The sequence below is a fragment of the Actinomadura sp. NPDC000929 genome, assembly GCF_040492065.1.
Taxonomy (GTDB): domain Bacteria; phylum Actinomycetota; class Actinomycetes; order Streptosporangiales; family Streptosporangiaceae; genus Spirillospora; species Spirillospora verrucosospora.
In genome coordinates this window covers 1-15,760 of record NZ_JBEUPA010000175.1, presented here as the reverse complement: position 1 = coordinate 15,760, position 15,760 = coordinate 1, and the positions used below count along the sequence as shown (strand labels likewise).

The following is a 15,760-nucleotide window of genomic DNA, read 5'->3' as shown; positions in this document are numbered from 1 at the left end:
CGCCCCCGCGCGCCCCGCCAGGTGACCGACTCCGGACGCCGCACATCAACGCGTCCACCGCCGCCAAGCAGGTAAGCCGCAGTTGCGCCTCGGGGGGCGTTCCCCCTGGGGAGGCGGCGCTTGCCGCGACGGAGCCACCGGCGCCGCGCCTGCACGGGGCTCGCGGACGTCGCCAGGTGCGCCCTGCTGCGCCGCCGGCGCGGGCGCGCCTTGCGGACGTTCGGCGTCGGGCGGTTCGGGGCGAGCCCGCCTGCCGCGCGGTCGGTGGACGTCGCCCGGGTGTTCCTGGTGTTGCGGTGGCGCGGGGACGGCGTGCGGAGCCCCGCCCTGAGGGCGTTCGGCGTCAGAGGGGGGCGCGTGCCGACGCCCCCTGGCGGGCGGAGCCGTGCCGGGGCCGGCCTCGGAGGCGTCGCCCGCCGCTTTCCGCTGTGCCTCCGGCTCGGGGGCGCCCTCGGGATGCTCGGCCGCGGGACGTATCGCGTGGCGTCCGCTGCTTCGGGGGGAGACGGCCGGAGGCGGGTCGTCGTCGGGCTTCGGCGGCGCGGCATGGCGCTGTCGCGGGGCGCTGCGCGGCTCGCGGGCGTCGTCGGTGCGCTCCTGCGGTTCCGCCGGTGCGGCGGCGGCACGGTCCTGCCGGGGCGCGGTGGTTCGGGCGTCGTCGTCCTTGGGGCGCTCTTCGGCCGGGGACTGCTCCGCAGGGGAGGAGGTGTCGTCCTCCTGGGCGGGCTCCTCCTCCTGGACGGAGCGGGACGTGGGCCGCCAGGGCTCGGTCTCCGGGGGCGGAGCAGCAGCGGCGGAAGGCGCCTCCTGCTCGGGCTCCTCGTCCGGGGGAGGAGGCGTGAACTGGACGTACCAGGTGGGGCCGGCCGGCTTCTCGGCCGCCTCGTCGCCGGTGTCGTCCGAGGTCTCGCCGGCGGCCTCGTCCGCAGCCTCGTCCACGACCTCGTCCACGACCTCGTCCGCGACCTCGTCCGCAGCCTCGTCGCCGGGCTCGTCCCGAGGTTCGGCGGGACGGCGGACGGCGATGTCCGGACGGGTCAGGTTGACCTTCACCGGCACACGGAACTCGGCGGTTCCGTTGCGCGCCGGTTCCGCGTCGAGCTCGGCGTCGTCGCCCACGTGCAGACCCCCTCTGCTCGTCCCTGACAGGCGGCGGAGCGGTCCTGCCGACAACCCCGTGCGTATAGAGGATGCGCATTTTATCGGGAAGGTTCGCCAGGATCCGTATCGGCGCGCGCCGTGTCGCCGTGAACCTGGTGCGGGGTTCGCGGAGATACATCGCTGACAACGTCCCCCCACGGGAAGGCCCGGTGCGCATGCCATGGTGGCCGCGATGACCGTTCCCCCGACGGCTCGGGAAGGCGACGCCGATCTCGTCGAGAGATCGCTCGCCGACCCCGAGGCGTTCGCCGCGCTGTTCGACCGCTACTCAGCGATGATCTACCGGTACGTCTCCCGCAGGCTCGGGCCGGAGGCGGCGGAGGACGTCGTCGGGGAGACGTTCCTGGTCGCGTTCAGCAAGCGGAACCGCTACGACCTGGAGCAGCGTGACGCGCGGCCGTGGCTGTTCGGCATCGCGACGAAGCTGGTGGCGCGGCACCACCGGGCGGAGGCCGCGCGCTACCGGGCACTGCGGCGCAGCCCCGTGGACGGCCCCGTCGAGGGGCCCGACGACCGCGTCGCGGCCGGGGTGACCGCGTCGGCGACCCGCCCCGCGCTGGCGGCGGCGCTGTCCGGCCTGGCGCGCCGCGACCTGGACGTCCTGCTCCTGGTGGCCTGGGGCGACCTGTCCTACGAGGAGGCGGCGCGGGCGCTCGGCATCCCGGTCGGCACGGTCCGCTCCCGCCTCAACCGGGCGCGGCGCAAGGTGCGCGCGGCGCTCGGCGACACCGACCCGACCCGCGAGGAGGCGTGACCATGGACGATCTCGACCTGATCCGCGGCCTCGGCCGCGACCTGGAGCACGAGCCGCCGCCGTCCCTCGCCCGCCAGCGCGGCCGGCTGCTGGACGAGGCGCGGCACGGGCGCCGCGGCAGGGGGCGCTGGACGGGCATGGCGGGAGTGACGGGCATGGCAGGGGTGACGGGCATGGTGCGGTGGACGCTGCTCGGCGTGGTCGCGGCGGTGACGGCCGCGGCGATCCTCGTCCCGGCGGTCCTCCTGCACGGGCGGGACGCGCGGCCGGCGGCGACCGGCTCGACCGCGCCCGCCGCGGGAACGGCGCTGAACGTGCTGGTCATCGGGCTGGACGCCCGCTACGGCGGCGCGTCGCGCTCGGACACCCTGATGCTCGTGCACGTCCCCGCCGACCGGAAGAGGCCGCGGGTGGTGAGCATCCCGCGGGACGTGCTCGTGCCGATGCCCGCCTGCGGCCGGGCCAGAGGGCGGCAGGCGCTGGTCAACACGGCGTTCCCGAGGGGCGGCGCCGCCTGCACGCGCAGGACGGTGGAGTCGCTGACCGGCGTCCGGATCGACCAGACCATAGTGATCGACTTCGGTGGCTTCACGCGGATGGTGGACGCCCTCGGCGGGGTGGAGGTGACGCTGCCGACGGCGGTCGACGACGCCAAGTCGGGGCTGAGCCTTCCCCCGGGCCGGCACCGGCTGAGAGGGAAGCAGGCGCTCGCCTACGTCCGGACCAGGCACGGCCTCGGGGACGGCTCGGACCTCGACCGCGTCCGGCGCCAGCAGCAGTTCCTCGCCTCGGCGGCGCGGCAGGCCGGGGTGGTCATGGCGAAGGACCCGATCCGGTTCGCGCGCTTCCTCGCCGTCGCGGCCCGTTCGATCGACAGCACGCCGCGGCTGGACGCCGGGGCGCTGCGCGCGCTCGCGCGCGGGTACGACGGGAGCGGCGGCGTCGCCGCGGCCACGATCCCCGTCCGTCCCGCCCCCTCGGACCCGAACCGGCTCGTGGTGGACGAGGCCGCCGCCCGGAGGGTGCTCGCGCCCTTCCTGACGCGATGAGTGACGCCCGGTCTGAGGGGTAGGGGCCGCATCGTTCCCGGCTACGACCCACGAGCAAGGAGTGAGTGAGCGATGGCCACGAAAGTCCGCGACATCATGACCGGCTCGCCTACGTCGGTGTCGCCGGAGCTCGACATCGTCACCGTGGCGCGCGCGATGCGCGACGAGGAGATCGGTGCGGTCCTGGTGGCGGAGGGCGACGACCTGAAGGGCGTCGTCACCGACCGCGACCTGGTGGTGCGCGGGCTCGCCGCAGGCGGCGACCCCGCCCAGGCCAAGATCGGCCAGATCGCCAGCAAGGTGACCGCGACGGTGGGGCCCGACGACTCCCTCGACAAGGCCGCGCAGATCATGCGCGAGCGGTCCGTCCGGCGGCTCCCCGTCATCGAGGACGGCCGTCCGGTGGGCATCGTGTCCATCGGCGACCTGGCGATCGAGAAGGACTCGGCCTCGGCGCTCGCCGACATCAGCGCGGCGCGCTCCAACGGCTGACATGCCCGCCTACAGCACGGACAGGAGCAGCTCCAGTTCCTCGTCGGTGTTGTAGTAGTGCACGGAGGCCCGCACGGCCGACGGACGGGCGTGCGGGTCGTATCCGTGCGAGAGCGGGTCGGTCACGTTGACGTTGACGCCCCGCTCCCTGGCCGCCGCCTTGACGGCGGCCGGCTCGCGTCCGTCCACGGTGAACGTGACGATGCCGGACGGCCGCGCGCCCCGGTCCAGGACGGTGATCCCGGGCCGTTCGGCGAGTTCCTCCCTGAGCCGGGCGGCGAGGCCAAGGACGCGGTCCTCGATCCACTCCATCCCGAGGCCGGCCGCGTAGTCGGCGGCGACGCCCAGCCCGATCTGCCCGGCGACGTGCCGTTCCCACGTCTCGAACCGCTGGGCGTCGTCGCGCAGCTCGAACCCGTCCGGCGCCTTCCAGTCGGCGGCCTGGAGGTCGAGGAACGGCGGGACGAGCGTCCGCAGGATGTCGCGCCGGACGTAGAGGAAGCCCGTGCCGCGCGGGCCGCGCAGGAACTTGCGCCCCGTCGCCGACAGGATGTCGCAGCCGATCTCCTCGACGTCCACGGCGAGATGCCCCACCGACTGGCACGCGTCCAGGAGGAACAGGACGCCGTGCGCGCGGCACAGCCGCCCGACCTCGGCGGCCGGGTTGATGAGCCCGTTGTGGGTGGGAATGTGGTTCAGCGACACCAGCCGGACGTCGCCCTTGGCGAGTTCGGCCTCCAGCGCGTCCAGCGAGAGGGTGCCGTCGGCCTCGTCCGGGACGACCTCCACGCGGGCGCCCTTGGCCGCCGCCACCTGCTGGTAGGCGATCGCGTTGCTGGAGTACTCGCTCGTCGTCGTCAGGATGCGGTCGCCCTCGGCGAAGGGGATCGCGTAGAACGCCATGTCCCATGCCCGGGTGGCGTTCTCCACGAAGGCGATCTCGTCGGGGCGGGCGCCCAGCAGCCGGGCGACGGCGTCGTAGAAGTGCGCGATGGCCGCCTCGTTGCGTTCGGCGGCCTCGTATCCGCCGATCAGCGACTCCAGTTCGAAGTGCCCGGCGACGGCGTCGATGACGGGACGGGGCGGCAGCGCGGCCCCGGCGTTGTTGAGATGGGCCACCTTCGCGCAGCCGGGAGTGTCGGACCGGAGTTCGTCGATGTCCACAGGCAGCCTTCCCCTCGCGGAATTGTCGTACCCCCGCGGGACCCTGGGATCCTGCGGCGGCTTGACCTCAACCTTTCTTGAGGTCGCATGCTTGCTGTTCCAGGCTAACGATCACAGGGGTCTCCATGGACATGGAAGTCACGGCGTGGATGTCGCTGCACCACGCCATGAACGCGAGGGACAGCAGGCCGTTCTCCCGGGCGACGCTGGGCCGCATCGCCCGCTTCGCCCGCCCCCACCGGGGCATACTCACGGCCTTCCTCCTGCTCAGCGTGGTGATGGCGGTCATCGCCGTCGCGACGCCCGTCCTCGCCGGATGGGTCGTCAACGCGATCGTCGACCATGACTCCACGTCCACGGTCGTGTGGCTCGCCATCGTGATCGCGGTTCTGGCGCTGGCCGAGGGCTCCCTCGGGCTCCTCAACCGGTGGCTCTCCGCGCGCATCGGCGAGGGGCTGATCCTCGACCTGCGCACCTCCGTGTTCGACCACGTCCAGCGCATGCCGGTCGCGTTCTTCACCCGGACCCGCACCGGCGCCCTGGTCAGCCGGCTCAACAACGACGTGATCGGCGCCCAGCGCGCGTTCAGCGACACCCTCTCCGGAGTGGTCAGCAACCTCGTGACGGTGCTGCTCACCTTCGCCGTGATGGTGCGGATCTCCTGGCAGATCACTCTGCTGGCGCTGGTCCTCCTGCCCGTGTTCGTCCTCCCGGCCCGCCGGATGGGCTCCCGCCTGGCGAAGCTCGAACGCGAGGCCGCGGCGCACGACGCCGCGATGAGCACCCAGATGACCGAGCGGTTCTCCGCCCCGGGCGCGACGCTGGTGAAGCTGTTCGGGCGCCCGGCCCGCGAGTCGGCCGAGTTCGCCGCCCGGGCCCGCCGCGTCCGCGACATCGGCGTCCGCACCGCGATGGTGCAGCACGTCTTCATCACGGCGCTGACCATGGTCTCGGCGCTCGCCCTCGCGCTCGTCTACGGCGTCGGCGGGTTCCTGTCCCTGCGCGGCCACCTCGACGCCGGCGCCGTCGTCGCCCTCGCCCTGCTGCTCACCCGCCTCTACGCGCCGCTGACCGCCCTGGCCAGCTCCCGCGTCGAGGTGATGAGCGCGCTCGTCAGCTTCGAGCGGGTCTTCGAGGTGCTCGACCTCAAGCCGCTCGTCGCCGAGAAGCCCGAGCCCGGCGACGTGCCCGAGGGCCCGGTGGCCGTCGAGTTCGACCACGTCACCTTCGCCTACCCGTCGGCCGACAAGGTCTCCCTCGCCTCCCTCGAAGAGGTCGCCACCCTCGACACCCGGGGCGGCGTCGACGTCCTGCACGACGTGTCGTTCCGCGCCGAGCCCGGCCAGATGGTCGCCCTGGTCGGCTCGTCCGGCGCGGGCAAGTCGACGATCGCGCAACTGCTGCCGCGCCTCTACGACGTCGACTCCGGCGCCGTCCGGCTCGGCGGCGTCGACGTCCGCGACCTGTCGTTCCAGGCCATCCGCGACACGCTCGGCATGGTGACGCAGGACGGGCACCTGTTCCACGAGTCGATCCGCGAGAACCTCCTGCTGGCCCGCCCCGAGGCGTCCGAGGAGGAGCTCTGGGACGTCCTGCGCCGCGCCCGGCTCGACGCCCTCATCGAGGGCCTGCCCGACGGCCTCGACACGATCGTCGGCGAGCGGGGCTACCGCCTGTCCGGCGGTGAGCGCCAGCGCCTCACCATCGCGCGGCTCCTGCTCGCCCGCCAGCGCGTCGTGATCCTCGACGAGGCCACCGCGCACCTCGACTCCACCTCCGAGGCCGCGGTCCAGGAGGCCCTCACCGAGGCCCTCGACGGCCGCACCGCCGTGGTCATCGCGCACCGCCTGTCGACGGTCCGCGCCGCCGACCTGATCCTCGTCGTGGAGAGCGGCCGCATCGTCGAGCGCGGCACGCACGAGGAGCTCCTCGCCGCGGACGGCCGCTACGCCGACCTCTACCACACCCAGTTCGCCGACGACCCGCCCCTGGAGCCCGTCGCCTGACCGAATGCCGCAACCGCCCCAGCCCGGAACCCCGCCCCCGCGCCCGCGCCTCCGCCCCCTCTCCGGGCGGGGGCGCGCTGTCGGTCTCCGCGCGGGCCGGGGCCACCGAACGCCTTCGCTCGTGCGCGAGTCGGCAGCGTCCGGAGGCCCGGCCGTGTCCGACATCCCGTGTGGTCGAGCCGCAGCACGGCCGAGTGGGCCGGTGCGGGGTTCTCGCTCAGGGCGGGTGGGTCAGGGAAGGTCGGTGAGGAGGTCGTGCAGGGAGCGGTGAATGTTGGAGCGCCAGCCGCTGCCCATGCCCCGGAAGGCGTGGGCGTTGACGGGGTCGTCCAGGTCGAAGCCCGCGTGCTCGACGAACAGGCGCGTACCGCGCCCCTCGGGCACGAGCCGCCACGTCACCGTCGTGTCGAGGCCGCCGCCGCGCCAGCTGATGCGCAGCAGTGCCGCGTCCTCGACGTCGAGGACGCGGCACGCGATCGTCCCGTCGAAGCCGACCGCCGGGATCGGCGTGGCGGTGAACGTGAAGCGGTGCCCGACGACGGCCTTGAAGTCGTTCGGCATCAGCCACCGGGCCAGCAGGTCCGGCTCGGTGAGCGCTCGCCACACCTTCGCCGGCGGATGCGGCAGGAACTCGTCCACCTCGATCGAGGCCCGCTCACCACTCATGTTCTCCCTCTCCCATGTCTCATCTGGCGGAAACGGGCGACGGTGACGGCGCCCGACCTCAGGACGATCCCTGTGGTCTCGGTCGGCGCTCGCAAGACGTAGTGCCTGAGGCGCGCCGAGCCCTGAGGGAGGACCCGCGCCGCGCCGTCCGGTACGCGCCCACGTGCGCCACCGGGCCGAAGCGGCGGCCCGGTGGCCGGGGAAGCCCGCGGCCTTCGGGGCGCCGCCCCTGCGTGGGTAGGTGCGGACGGCGGGCGCTTCGTCTTGTGCGCGGCTCTCCCGGTTCGGTCGTTGCTCTCGGGCGGTGCCGTCACGTTATGACGATGCCCGTCACCGTGCGCGAACCCTAGGGTGCTCGCATGACGAATGGGGATATGCGCTACGGGCAGTGCGGCGCGTGCGGCGCCGGCGAGGTGTTCCAGGGCGAGTACGTGGCACAGAGCGGGCTCCGCAAGACGGGCGGGGGCTCGTTCGGGGGCAGGCAGCCCACCTTCGACGCCTACATCTGCGCGGCCTGCGGAAATACTCAGTTGCATGTGCGGCTGGACTCGAAGATGTCGTCGCATATACGGCGCCACCTCCAATGGATTCCACCGGCCCTGGACACGCGTTAGGAACCCGCCGGCGGAACCCACTGCGTCACGCACCGAAGGCCCAGGCTGGTGCTGTGGTTCTCGTCGGCGAGGTCACAGGTCCTCCTCGTCCAGCAGGTCGCGCAGGCCGGAGAGCTTCTCTCGCCAGAACCGCTCGTACGGGGTGAGCCACTGCGAGAGCTCCCGCAGCGGCGCGGGCTCCAGGCTGTAGAGGCGCTGCCGGCCGTCGCGGCGCTCGCTGACCAGCCCGGCGTCGCGCAGCACCTTGAGGTGCTCCGACACGCTCGGGCGGCTCATCGCGAAGTGCGCCGCGAGGTCGTTGACCGGGCGCGGCCCGTCCAGCAGGAGGGCGGTGAGCTCCCGCCGGACGGGGCTGGCCAGGGCCGCGAAGACGTCCGCCGTCACCGCGCGGCCAGCACGATGCCGTTGCCGTCGGGGTCGGTCAGCGTGGCCTGACGGCCCCAGGGGAGGTCCTGCGGGCCTTCGACCCGCACACCCGCGTCGCGCAGGTGCTCGCAGTCCGCGTCGAGGTCGGTCGTCTCCAGCATCAGACCGTGCACGCCGCCGGGCGCCGCGCCGGGCACATGGTTCGCCAGGACGACGTTCGTCTCCGCGCCCTTCGGCGCCATCTGGAGCCAGCGCATCGGGCCCATCGAGCGGTCCACCACCACCTCGAAGCCGAGCTTGGTCGCGTAGAAGTCCCTGGCCGCGTCCTGGTCGGAGACCGGCACGGTCAGCAGCCGCACATGCGTGATGTTCATGCGCCCGAAGATATGTAGGAGTTTGCCTACATGTCAAGCGTAGGAGGATTCCTACGCGACGGCGCCATGTTTGCCGGGCGGGCCGGGTGGCAGGTTGAGGGCATGCGCGCCGTCACCTATGACTCCTATGCCACTGACAACTCCCGCCTGAAGGTCGGGGACGTCCCGGATCCGAAGGTCGGCCCGGGCCAGGTCCTGATCGAGGTCCGCGCGGCGGGGGTCAACCCCGTCGACTGGAAGGTCATGGCCGGCGGCCTGGACGGGATGATGGACACGATGTTCCCCGTCATCCCCGGCTGGGACGTCGCCGGTGTGGTGCGGGGCCGCGGCCCCGACACCCCGGAGTTCGCGGACGGCGACGAGGTCATGTCCTACGCCCGCAAGGACGTGGTCGGCGCCGGGACGTTCGCGCAGTATGTCGCCGTCGCGGCGGACGACGTGGCGCGCAAGCCCGCGTCTCTCGACTGGAACCAGGCCGGCGGGCTGCCGCTCGTCGGGATGACCGCGCAGCGTTCCCTCGACCGGCTGGAGGTCGGTCCGGGCGATGTCCTGCTGATCCACGCGGCGTCCGGCGGGGTGGGGAGCCAGGCCGTCCAGATCGCACGGGACCGCGGCGCCCGCGTCATCGGCACGGCCTCCGAGCGGAACCACGACTTCCTGCGCGGCCTCGGCGCCGAGCCCGTCGTCTACGGGGACGGCCTGGTCGAGCGCGTCCGCGACCTCGCGCCCGACGGGGTGACCGCCGTCGCCGACTTCGTGGGCGGCCAGCTCGACGCCACGCTCGCCGTCCTGGCGGAGGGCGGGCGGCACGTGTCGGTCGCCGACGACACGGTCGAACAGCACGGCGGCCACTGGATCTGGGTCCGCCCCAGCGGCGCGAAGCTGGCGGAGCTCGCGGCCATGGCCGACCACGGCGCGCTCACGGTGGAGGTCGCCGGGACGTACCCGCTGGAGAAGGTGGGCGAGGCCTTCGACGCCAGCCGCGGCGGGCACACGCGCGGCAAGCTCGTCATCACGCCGTAGCCGCGGGACGGCCCCGGGCGGCTAGATCGACTTGCGTGCCAGCCCGGCCTGGCGCGCCTTCTCCCGGCGCTTGTGCGCGGCCTGCCGCCGGGCCGTGTCCTGGGCCGCCCAGACCTCCGGTTGCATGTACATCAGCTCACCGGTGTCCGGGACGAGGATCACCCCGCCGAAGGGGTCGTCTCCGGCGAACCATACTCCGCGCTCGATCCCCCTCGGCCAACGGTCGGAGAACAGCGGCTCCCGGGCCGACATGCGCGGTGAGCCGGCGGCGCCCATGGTCAGGGACCGTACCCCGTTGCCGCGCAGGTTCGACTTCTTCACCGGGGAGCGGAACTCGAAGTCGTAGACCTTCAGTACGCGGTCGCATTTGCGTAGGTAGAGAATCTGGGGGAGCCAGAACCTCGTCCCCAGCAGCAGTGCCATCATGCCCGTGCCGACGAACGGGTAGAGGTAGCGGACGTCCACGGCGAGCGGCACGACGACCATCGGGGCGCCGACCGCCACCAGCACGAGGTAACGCCCGATCAGGACCTTGTAGTGGTGCTTCACCGGGCCCCGGCGGTCGGTGCCGTCCGTGGCGTAGGGGACGGCACGGCGGAACGGCCCTTCGAGCAGCACGTGCAGCGCCATGAGCACCACGCACGCGAGCCCGAGCATCCCGGGGATCCCGAGCCACCAGAAGTCGTCGCTGAAGGCCGGCAGGACGAGCCCGTAGGAGATCGCGTAGCCCGGGACGAGCCAGGCCGCCCACCTCGGCCGGCTCGGCGGGCCGACCGTCGCCCGCCCTTCCGTCGCCTGCCCTTCCAGCGATGGCTCTTCGCCGGGCGCGGCCGAAGGTTCCGGCATGTGCTCCCTCCCTTCCGCCCGCCATGTCCGAAGATCGCGTGGTCGTCCAAGGTAGAGGTGATCCTCCGGGTCTGGCCACCCCGCGCCGGGTGAATTGGTAACTTGGTACCATGGTAAAAGTTGAGCGGGTGCAGACCGGTGTGCGGATCGAGCGCAACGTGCTCAAGGTCCTCAAGGCGCTGGCCGAGTACCTCGACCTGTCCCTGGGCGACCTGGTCGAGGGGATCGCCCTGCACGCCTTCGAGGGAAAGGCCCCCTTCGCGCCGGAGACGCTCGCCAAGATCGAGCAGCTCAAGGACGTCTACGGCCTGACGCTGACCGCGGCGGACGCGCACGCCCTGGACGAGACGCGATGAGCGGCGCCCGGCACCGGCTCACCGGCCGCCTGGCGGTCGCGCTGCCTCCGGACGAGGCGTTCCCCCTGTTCACCGCGCGGGGAGAGCGGCGGTGGGTGCCGCGATGGGCGCCGTCCTTCCCCGCGCCCGTCGCCGACGACGCCGAGCCCGGGACGGTCTTCCAGACCCTCGACCACGGCCGGACCACCACCTGGATCGTCGTGGACGCGACCCCCGGCCGGCGCATCCGCTACGCGCGCGTCACCCCGGGCGTCAGCGCGGGAACGGTCTCCGTCGTCCTGGACCGGGCAGGCGACCACAGCGACGTGACCGTCACCTACGAGCTCACCGCGCTCTCCGGCGACGGAGCCGCCGACCTGCGGCGTTTCGCCGACGGATACCCCGCCTTCCTGGCGGCCTGGCAGGACGCCATCGCCGGGGCCCTGCGCGCCGAAGCCCAAGGCCCGTCCGCCTGACCGGCGACCGACGCCAAGGCGTGCACTCGTCCCGCTCCACAGGCGGAGGGAACCCGTCCGGCGCGACCGGCCGAGTACCGGGTGAAAGCCCACCGAAAGGACCCCTGTGAACGGACGAGTCACATGATGACCGCACCTTCGGGGACGGAGCCGGACGTCCCTCCAGGCCCGCCGACCGACGCCGCGGTCCTGCGGGAGTCGCTCCGGCGACCCGAGCGCTTCGCGGACCTCTTCGACCGGCACGGCGACGAGATCCACCGCTACGTCGCCCGCCGCCTCGGCCCCGACATGGCCGAGGACGTCGTCGCGGAGACGTTCCTGACCGCCTTCCGCAAGCGCGGACGGTACGACCCCGGCCGGCCGGACGCGCGCCCGTGGCTCTACGGGATCGCCACGCACGCCCTGCGCGAGCACCGCCGCGCCGAGGCCCGCCGCACCAGGGCGATGGCCCGCGCGGCGCCGGACCGGCCGGAGGAGGCCTTCGACGAGCGCAGCACCGCCAGGGTCGCGGCGGGCCGGCTCCGGCCCGAGCTCGCCGCGGCGCTCACCCGGCTCTCGGCCGCCGACCGCGACCTGCTCCTGCTCATCGCCTGGGCCGACCTGAGCTACGAGGAGGCGGCCCAGGCCCTCGGCGTCCCCCTCGGCACGATCAAGTCCCGCCTGCACCGGATCCGCAAGAAGCTGCACCGCGCGTTCGGCGGCGCCCACCCCCTCCAGGAGAACGCGACATGACCACCGACGAGATCACCCTGTTCCGCGAGGGCCGCCCGGACGTCCCCGAGTACGACCGCCTGGCCAAGGCCCGCCTGCGCGTCCGCCTCAGTGACGGGGCGCCCGCCTCCCCGGCCCGGCCGTGGCGGGCCCGCCGGCGCCTCCTCACGGCCGGAGCCCTCGCCGGGGCGCTGGCGATCGCCGCCGCCACCGCCGTCACCGTCGGCGGCCGGGACGAGCGGGAGCCCGGCGCCCTGGCCCTGCGTCCGGTCGGCGCCCCCCAGGATCTGGCCCACAACGCCGCCCTGGTCGCCGCGACCAAGCCCGTTCCGAAGATCGGTCCGGCGCAGTGGGCCTACCTGAAGACGGTCTACGCCGAGACCCAGGAAGGCGGCGGACGGCCCCTCTTCGGCGCCCCGGACAAGACCCGCACCCAGGAACTGTGGCGCCGGACGGACGGCAGGCGGTTCGCCGTGATCGAGGACGGCAGGCTGCGCGTCGCCAAGGGCTCGAAGTACACCCCGACCTATCCCGAACTGCTCTCGCTGCCCACCGACCCGGGCGCGGTGCTCGCCCGGATCTACAAGACGATCGACGCCGAGTACGCCCGGCGTCTCGCCGAGTGGGGCAAGCCGATCCCGGAGGGGCTGCCGAAGCGGACGCGCGAGAAGCACGCCCTGATGAAGAAGGCGAAGCCGAAGCCGCCGACAGCCGAAGAGCGCGACTCCACGGCGTTCGAGCTCGTCTCCCAGTACATGCGCGACGCCGTCCTCCCCGCGAAGATCGAGGCGGCGCTGTACGGCGCCGCCGCGAGGATCCCCGGCGTGCGCTACGAGCCCGCGGCCGCCGATCTCGGGCATCGCCGGGGGGTGACGCTCTACCGCGTCGAGAACGGCTACCTGCGCAGTGAGATCCTCATCGATCCGAAGACCTACGCCTACCTGGGCTTCCGCGCCATCGCGGTGAAGGACCACCGGGAGCCCGGCCTGCTGCCCCTGAAGCGGGGCCAGATCACGGGCTGGGGCGCCCTGATGGCCTCCTCCTTCGTCCCGAAGCCGGGCGGCCGCGGCTGAGCGGGGAGGACACGCCGAGATGACGCCTCGCCTGCGCCGGTGGGCCCGGATCGTGGCTTCGCCGGAGCGGTGAGGCGTCATCGCCCCCGTCGCGCCGTCCGCCCGTGCGCGGGACGCGGGATCGGCCGGACGGCGCGAGGACGGTCCCGCGTCAGTCGACCAGGGCGCCGGCGGAGATGTTGACCTGCGTGGAGGTCAGGCTGGCGGCGTGGTCGGAGGCCAGGAAGGCGGCGACGCGGCCGACGTCGGCGAGCGTCGCGGCGCGCTTGAGCAGGGTGGCGTCCACCATCTGCTGCTTGATCGGCTCCATGTCCGGGATGTTCGGCATGGACTCGGGGATGCCGCCGGTGCGCATCGACAGGACGCGGACCGAGTGCGGTCCGAGCTCGCAGGCCCACTGGCGGCGCATCGCCTCCACCATGTCGCAGCCGATCTGCACCGTCCCGATGCCGGGCAGCCGGTTGGCGGGGTCGGAGCCGCCGAAGTGCAGGATCACCCCCGAGTTCTGCTTGACCATGTGCCGCGCGGCGGCCCGCGTGGTCACCAGGAACGAGCGGGCGACCTTGTCCATGGCCCGGCCGAAGTCCGCCGCCGGCATGTCGAGCAGGGGCATGAACAGGGCGTCCTGGGAGATGGCGTTGACCGACACGTCGACGCTGCCGGCCGTCTCCACGACCGAGTCGACCCAGCCGTTCACGGCGTCCTCGTCCAGGGCGTCCACGCGCGCCGTCTCGGCGAGGCCGCCCGCGGCCCGGATCTCCTCGGCGACGGCGTCGAGCTTGGCGGGGGTGCGGCCGGCGAGGAACACCCGCGCGCCCTCGGCCGCGAAACCGCGCGCCATGGCGCCGCCGATGGCGCCGCCTCCGCCGTAGACGACCGCGGTCTTGTTCTCCAGAAGCATCGTGGTTCTCCGTTCGTCTGAGGTGCCACGACGCTACGAGCGCGGACGGACGGCCCGCATCGGTCATCGAACGGGTGTTCAACAGCGCAGGTCGGCACGGCTGAACCGGGCCGGGGAGAGGCGCGGGGAAGGCGGGCCCCGCGGGCGCGGCGGCAGGCCTAAGTCATGTGTCCGATACCAGCCGGGCCAGCTCCACGCGGCGGGTGACGCCGATCTTCGGGTACGCCTTGTAGAGGTGGTGCCCGACCGTGCGGGGGCTGAGGTAGAGCTGCGCGCCGATCTCCCGGTTGCTGAGCCCGGCGGCGGCGAGCCGCACGACCTGGAGCTCCTGCGGGGTCAGCCGTTTCAGGGGGTCGGCGTCCCCGGACCGGGCCGCCGGGCGGTCCCCGAGGACCTCCAGCTCCGCGCGGGCGCGCTCGGCCCAGCACTCGGCGCCGAGCCGCGTGAACGCCTCCCGCGCCGCGGTCAGCTCCTCCCGGGCCTCGGGGCGGCGGCGCCGGCGGCGCAGCCACTCGCCGTACAGCAGCCGGGTCCGCGCGGCATCGTAGGCGCGGTCGCCGTGCAGGCCGAGGGCGGCGCGGTAGTGCTCGCCGGCCTCGTCCCCGGTGGCGAGCAGGGCGCGGCAGCGGGAGATCAGGGCGGTGCTCGACGTGGCCGCCGCCCACGCCTCGAACGCGGGAAGGTGGGCGCGGGCCAGGTCCGGGCGCCCGGCGCGCACCGCCGCCTCCGCGTGGTCCGGGACGGCGCGGATCAGCACGTCGTGCCGGGACGGGCCCGAGCACACCGCGTCCAGCCGCTCCAGGGCGGCTCCGGCGTTCCCCTCGGCGAGGTCGAGCAGCCCGAGGCCCCAGGACGCGAGGGCGGTGTTGGTCGGGTGCAGGTCGGAGTGCTTGAGGACGCCCGCCGCCAGGGCCCGGCTGCGGACGGCGTCCGACTCCAGCCGCACCACGATGCACCGCAGCGCGGTCACCTGCGTGTCCATGCCGATGTCGGCGGCCAGCGACATGCCCTCGGCCGCCGCCGCGTCCGCGCCGCGCAGGTCGCCGAGCAGCACCCGCCCGATCGCGAGGGCCTCCAGGATGTAGGGGAGCCAGCCGAGCGCGCCGCGGGCCCTGGCCTGCGCGGCCATCCGCTCCAGCAGCCCGGTGGCGCCGCGGTCGTCGGCCACGAGCAGGCCCATGAACCCGCCGATGACGAGTTCGACGGCCTCCTCGACCTCGCCGCTCCGCGCGGCCTCGAAGAGGGCCCGCATCGGGGGGACGGCCCCTGGCACGCCGTCCGCGAGCCGACCGTAGGCGATCAGCGCGGCGGTCACCGGCGCCTTCGGTGAGCCGTCCGGCAGCCGCACCGTCCCGAGCAGCTCGACGCTGCGCCGCACCAGGTCGTGGGCGCCCGCGTCCCGTGCGGCCCAGACGGCCTCCGTCAGCATGGCGACCGCCTGCTCGGGATCGCTCCCGGCGATGAGCGCCGCGCCCCGCAGCGCCAGCTCGGCGTCGGCGGCGGGCGAGGTGCGCTCGTAGGCGACCTGGGCGCGGATGAAGGTGGCCTCCGCGACGACCCCGTCCTCGGCGCTGAGGTGCTCGGCCTCCTCGGCGAGGCGGGCGGCCTGGTCGGGCCGGCCGGCGTCGTAGGAGGCCCGCGCCGCGTGGACGAGCCGCCGGGCCTTGCCCTCCGGCTCGGTGCTGAGCCGCGCGGCGCGCTCGTAGGCGGTGGCGACGGCGGCCGTCCCGCCGCGCAGCTCGGCGCGGT

The 15,760-nt window shown here is 73.8% G+C and carries 18 protein-coding genes; 10 read left to right on the top strand and 8 right to left on the bottom strand.

Annotated features, from left to right (window positions below; translation table 11 throughout):
- Positions 1-45: 45 nt before the first annotated feature.
- Positions 46-1,119, bottom strand: coding sequence for a hypothetical protein (locus tag ABWI04_RS37045; RefSeq protein ID WP_353835303.1), 1,074 nt, complete (start codon positions 1,117-1,119; stop codon positions 46-48).
- A 214-nt stretch (positions 1,120-1,333) separates the two neighbouring features.
- Here ABWI04_RS37045 and ABWI04_RS37040 point away from each other — a divergent pair, with 214 nt between their 5' ends.
- The 3 genes from ABWI04_RS37040 (at position 1,334) to ABWI04_RS37030 (ending at position 3,456) form a co-directional block, all read left to right on the top strand.
- Entirely contained in the window at positions 1,334-1,915 is a 582-nt protein-coding gene (locus ABWI04_RS37040; protein ID WP_345181573.1) for an RNA polymerase sigma factor, read from the top strand.
- Between the two features lie 2 nt (positions 1,916-1,917).
- Complete coding sequence (locus ABWI04_RS37035) at positions 1,918-2,964, top strand: LCP family protein (protein WP_353835302.1); 1,047 nt, start codon at positions 1,918-1,920, stop codon at positions 2,962-2,964.
- A gap of 72 nt (positions 2,965-3,036) precedes the next feature.
- Positions 3,037-3,456, top strand: coding sequence for a CBS domain-containing protein (locus ABWI04_RS37030; RefSeq protein WP_345181569.1), 420 nt, complete (start codon positions 3,037-3,039; stop codon positions 3,454-3,456).
- A gap of 9 nt (positions 3,457-3,465) precedes the next feature.
- Here the strand turns inward: ABWI04_RS37030 and ABWI04_RS37025 are convergent, their stop codons facing one another.
- Positions 3,466-4,620 (bottom strand): aminotransferase class V-fold PLP-dependent enzyme, encoded by a 1,155-nt coding sequence (locus tag ABWI04_RS37025; protein WP_353835301.1) that lies wholly within the window; start codon positions 4,618-4,620, stop codon positions 3,466-3,468.
- A 125-nt stretch (positions 4,621-4,745) separates the two neighbouring features.
- On the opposite strand from ABWI04_RS37025, the gene ABWI04_RS37020 reads away from it, so the two are divergent.
- On the top strand, positions 4,746-6,626 hold the full coding sequence (locus ABWI04_RS37020) for an ABC transporter ATP-binding protein (RefSeq protein ID WP_353835300.1): 1,881 nt from the start codon (positions 4,746-4,748) through the stop codon (positions 6,624-6,626).
- A gap of 231 nt (positions 6,627-6,857) precedes the next feature.
- Here the strand turns inward: ABWI04_RS37020 and ABWI04_RS37015 are convergent, their stop codons facing one another.
- Entirely contained in the window at positions 6,858-7,292 is a 435-nt protein-coding gene (locus ABWI04_RS37015) for an SRPBCC family protein (protein WP_353835299.1), read from the bottom strand.
- A 359-nt stretch (positions 7,293-7,651) separates the two neighbouring features.
- Here ABWI04_RS37015 and ABWI04_RS37010 point away from each other — a divergent pair, with 359 nt between their 5' ends.
- Positions 7,652-7,906: a hypothetical protein gene (locus tag ABWI04_RS37010; RefSeq protein WP_353835298.1), complete on the top strand. Its 255-nt coding sequence runs from the start codon at positions 7,652-7,654 to the stop codon at positions 7,904-7,906.
- Positions 7,907-7,978: 72 nt separating this feature from the next.
- Here the strand turns inward: ABWI04_RS37010 and ABWI04_RS37005 are convergent, their stop codons facing one another.
- Together ABWI04_RS37005 and ABWI04_RS37000 are read right to left on the bottom strand one after the other, a co-directional pair.
- Positions 7,979-8,290 carry an ArsR/SmtB family transcription factor gene (locus ABWI04_RS37005; RefSeq protein ID WP_345181560.1) on the bottom strand — a complete coding sequence of 104 codons (312 nt, stop codon included), beginning with the start codon at positions 8,288-8,290 and terminating at the stop codon, positions 7,979-7,981.
- Positions 8,287-8,646, bottom strand: coding sequence for a VOC family protein (locus ABWI04_RS37000; protein ID WP_353835297.1), 360 nt, complete (start codon positions 8,644-8,646; stop codon positions 8,287-8,289). The genes ABWI04_RS37005 and ABWI04_RS37000 overlap by 4 nt, the downstream gene beginning before the upstream one ends.
- A gap of 102 nt (positions 8,647-8,748) precedes the next feature.
- On the opposite strand from ABWI04_RS37000, the gene ABWI04_RS36995 reads away from it, so the two are divergent.
- Positions 8,749-9,669 (top strand): NADP-dependent oxidoreductase, encoded by a 921-nt coding sequence (locus ABWI04_RS36995; RefSeq protein ID WP_345181555.1) that lies wholly within the window; start codon positions 8,749-8,751, stop codon positions 9,667-9,669.
- 21 nt (positions 9,670-9,690) lie between these two features.
- Here ABWI04_RS36995 and ABWI04_RS36990 read toward each other — a convergent pair whose 3' ends face one another.
- Entirely contained in the window at positions 9,691-10,515 is an 825-nt protein-coding gene (locus tag ABWI04_RS36990; RefSeq protein ID WP_345181553.1) for a hypothetical protein, read from the bottom strand.
- Between the two features lie 110 nt (positions 10,516-10,625).
- Between ABWI04_RS36990 and ABWI04_RS36985 the strand changes: the two genes are divergently transcribed.
- The 4 genes from ABWI04_RS36985 to ABWI04_RS36970 all read left to right on the top strand — a co-directional run bounded on the left by ABWI04_RS36985 (position 10,626) and on the right by ABWI04_RS36970 (position 13,110).
- Positions 10,626-10,871, top strand: a complete 246-nt coding sequence (locus tag ABWI04_RS36985) for a hypothetical protein (RefSeq protein WP_353835296.1) — start codon at positions 10,626-10,628, stop codon at positions 10,869-10,871.
- Positions 10,868-11,326 (top strand): SRPBCC family protein, encoded by a 459-nt coding sequence (locus ABWI04_RS36980; protein WP_353835295.1) that lies wholly within the window; start codon positions 10,868-10,870, stop codon positions 11,324-11,326. The genes ABWI04_RS36985 and ABWI04_RS36980 overlap by 4 nt, the downstream gene beginning before the upstream one ends.
- A gap of 123 nt (positions 11,327-11,449) precedes the next feature.
- Entirely contained in the window at positions 11,450-12,058 is a 609-nt protein-coding gene (locus ABWI04_RS36975; RefSeq protein WP_345181547.1) for an RNA polymerase sigma factor, read from the top strand.
- Positions 12,055-13,110 (top strand): CU044_5270 family protein, encoded by a 1,056-nt coding sequence (locus tag ABWI04_RS36970; RefSeq protein ID WP_345181545.1) that lies wholly within the window; start codon positions 12,055-12,057, stop codon positions 13,108-13,110. The genes ABWI04_RS36975 and ABWI04_RS36970 overlap by 4 nt, the downstream gene beginning before the upstream one ends.
- A 151-nt stretch (positions 13,111-13,261) precedes the next feature.
- On the opposite strand, the gene ABWI04_RS36965 is transcribed toward ABWI04_RS36970, so the two are convergent.
- The gene (locus tag ABWI04_RS36965; protein WP_353835294.1) at positions 13,262-14,011 is read right to left on the bottom strand and encodes an SDR family NAD(P)-dependent oxidoreductase; all 750 of its coding nucleotides are present in this window, start codon (positions 14,009-14,011) and stop codon (positions 13,262-13,264) included.
- A 163-nt stretch (positions 14,012-14,174) separates the two neighbouring features.
- A partial coding sequence (locus ABWI04_RS36960) for a LuxR C-terminal-related transcriptional regulator (protein ID WP_353835293.1) occupies positions 14,175-15,760 on the bottom strand: 1,586 nt, incomplete at its 5' end.

Bases quoted from the DNA above. Each gene is read 5' to 3' on its own strand.
- ABWI04_RS37030 (WP_345181569.1), top strand. From the start codon at position 3,037: ATGGCCACGAAAGTCCGCGACATCATGACCGGCTCGCCTACGTCGGTG.
- ABWI04_RS36990 (WP_345181553.1), bottom strand. From the start codon at position 10,515: ATGCCGGAACCTTCGGCCGCGCCCGGCGAAGAGCCATCGCTGGAAGGG.
- ABWI04_RS37035 (WP_353835302.1), top strand. From the start codon at position 1,918: ATGGACGATCTCGACCTGATCCGCGGCCTCGGCCGCGACCTGGAGCAC.
- ABWI04_RS36985 (WP_353835296.1), top strand. From the start codon at position 10,626: ATGGTAAAAGTTGAGCGGGTGCAGACCGGTGTGCGGATCGAGCGCAAC.
- ABWI04_RS36975 (WP_345181547.1), top strand. From the start codon at position 11,450: ATGATGACCGCACCTTCGGGGACGGAGCCGGACGTCCCTCCAGGCCCG.
- ABWI04_RS36995 (WP_345181555.1), top strand. From the start codon at position 8,749: ATGCGCGCCGTCACCTATGACTCCTATGCCACTGACAACTCCCGCCTG.
- ABWI04_RS36970 (WP_345181545.1), top strand. From the start codon at position 12,055: ATGACCACCGACGAGATCACCCTGTTCCGCGAGGGCCGCCCGGACGTC.
- ABWI04_RS37015 (WP_353835299.1), bottom strand. From the start codon at position 7,292: ATGAGTGGTGAGCGGGCCTCGATCGAGGTGGACGAGTTCCTGCCGCAT.
- ABWI04_RS37000 (WP_353835297.1), bottom strand. From the start codon at position 8,646: ATGAACATCACGCATGTGCGGCTGCTGACCGTGCCGGTCTCCGACCAG.
- ABWI04_RS36980 (WP_353835295.1), top strand. From the start codon at position 10,868: ATGAGCGGCGCCCGGCACCGGCTCACCGGCCGCCTGGCGGTCGCGCTG.
- ABWI04_RS37010 (WP_353835298.1), top strand. From the start codon at position 7,652: ATGACGAATGGGGATATGCGCTACGGGCAGTGCGGCGCGTGCGGCGCC.
- ABWI04_RS37020 (WP_353835300.1), top strand. From the start codon at position 4,746: ATGGACATGGAAGTCACGGCGTGGATGTCGCTGCACCACGCCATGAAC.
- ABWI04_RS37040 (WP_345181573.1), top strand. From the start codon at position 1,334: ATGACCGTTCCCCCGACGGCTCGGGAAGGCGACGCCGATCTCGTCGAG.
- ABWI04_RS36965 (WP_353835294.1), bottom strand. From the start codon at position 14,011: ATGCTTCTGGAGAACAAGACCGCGGTCGTCTACGGCGGAGGCGGCGCC.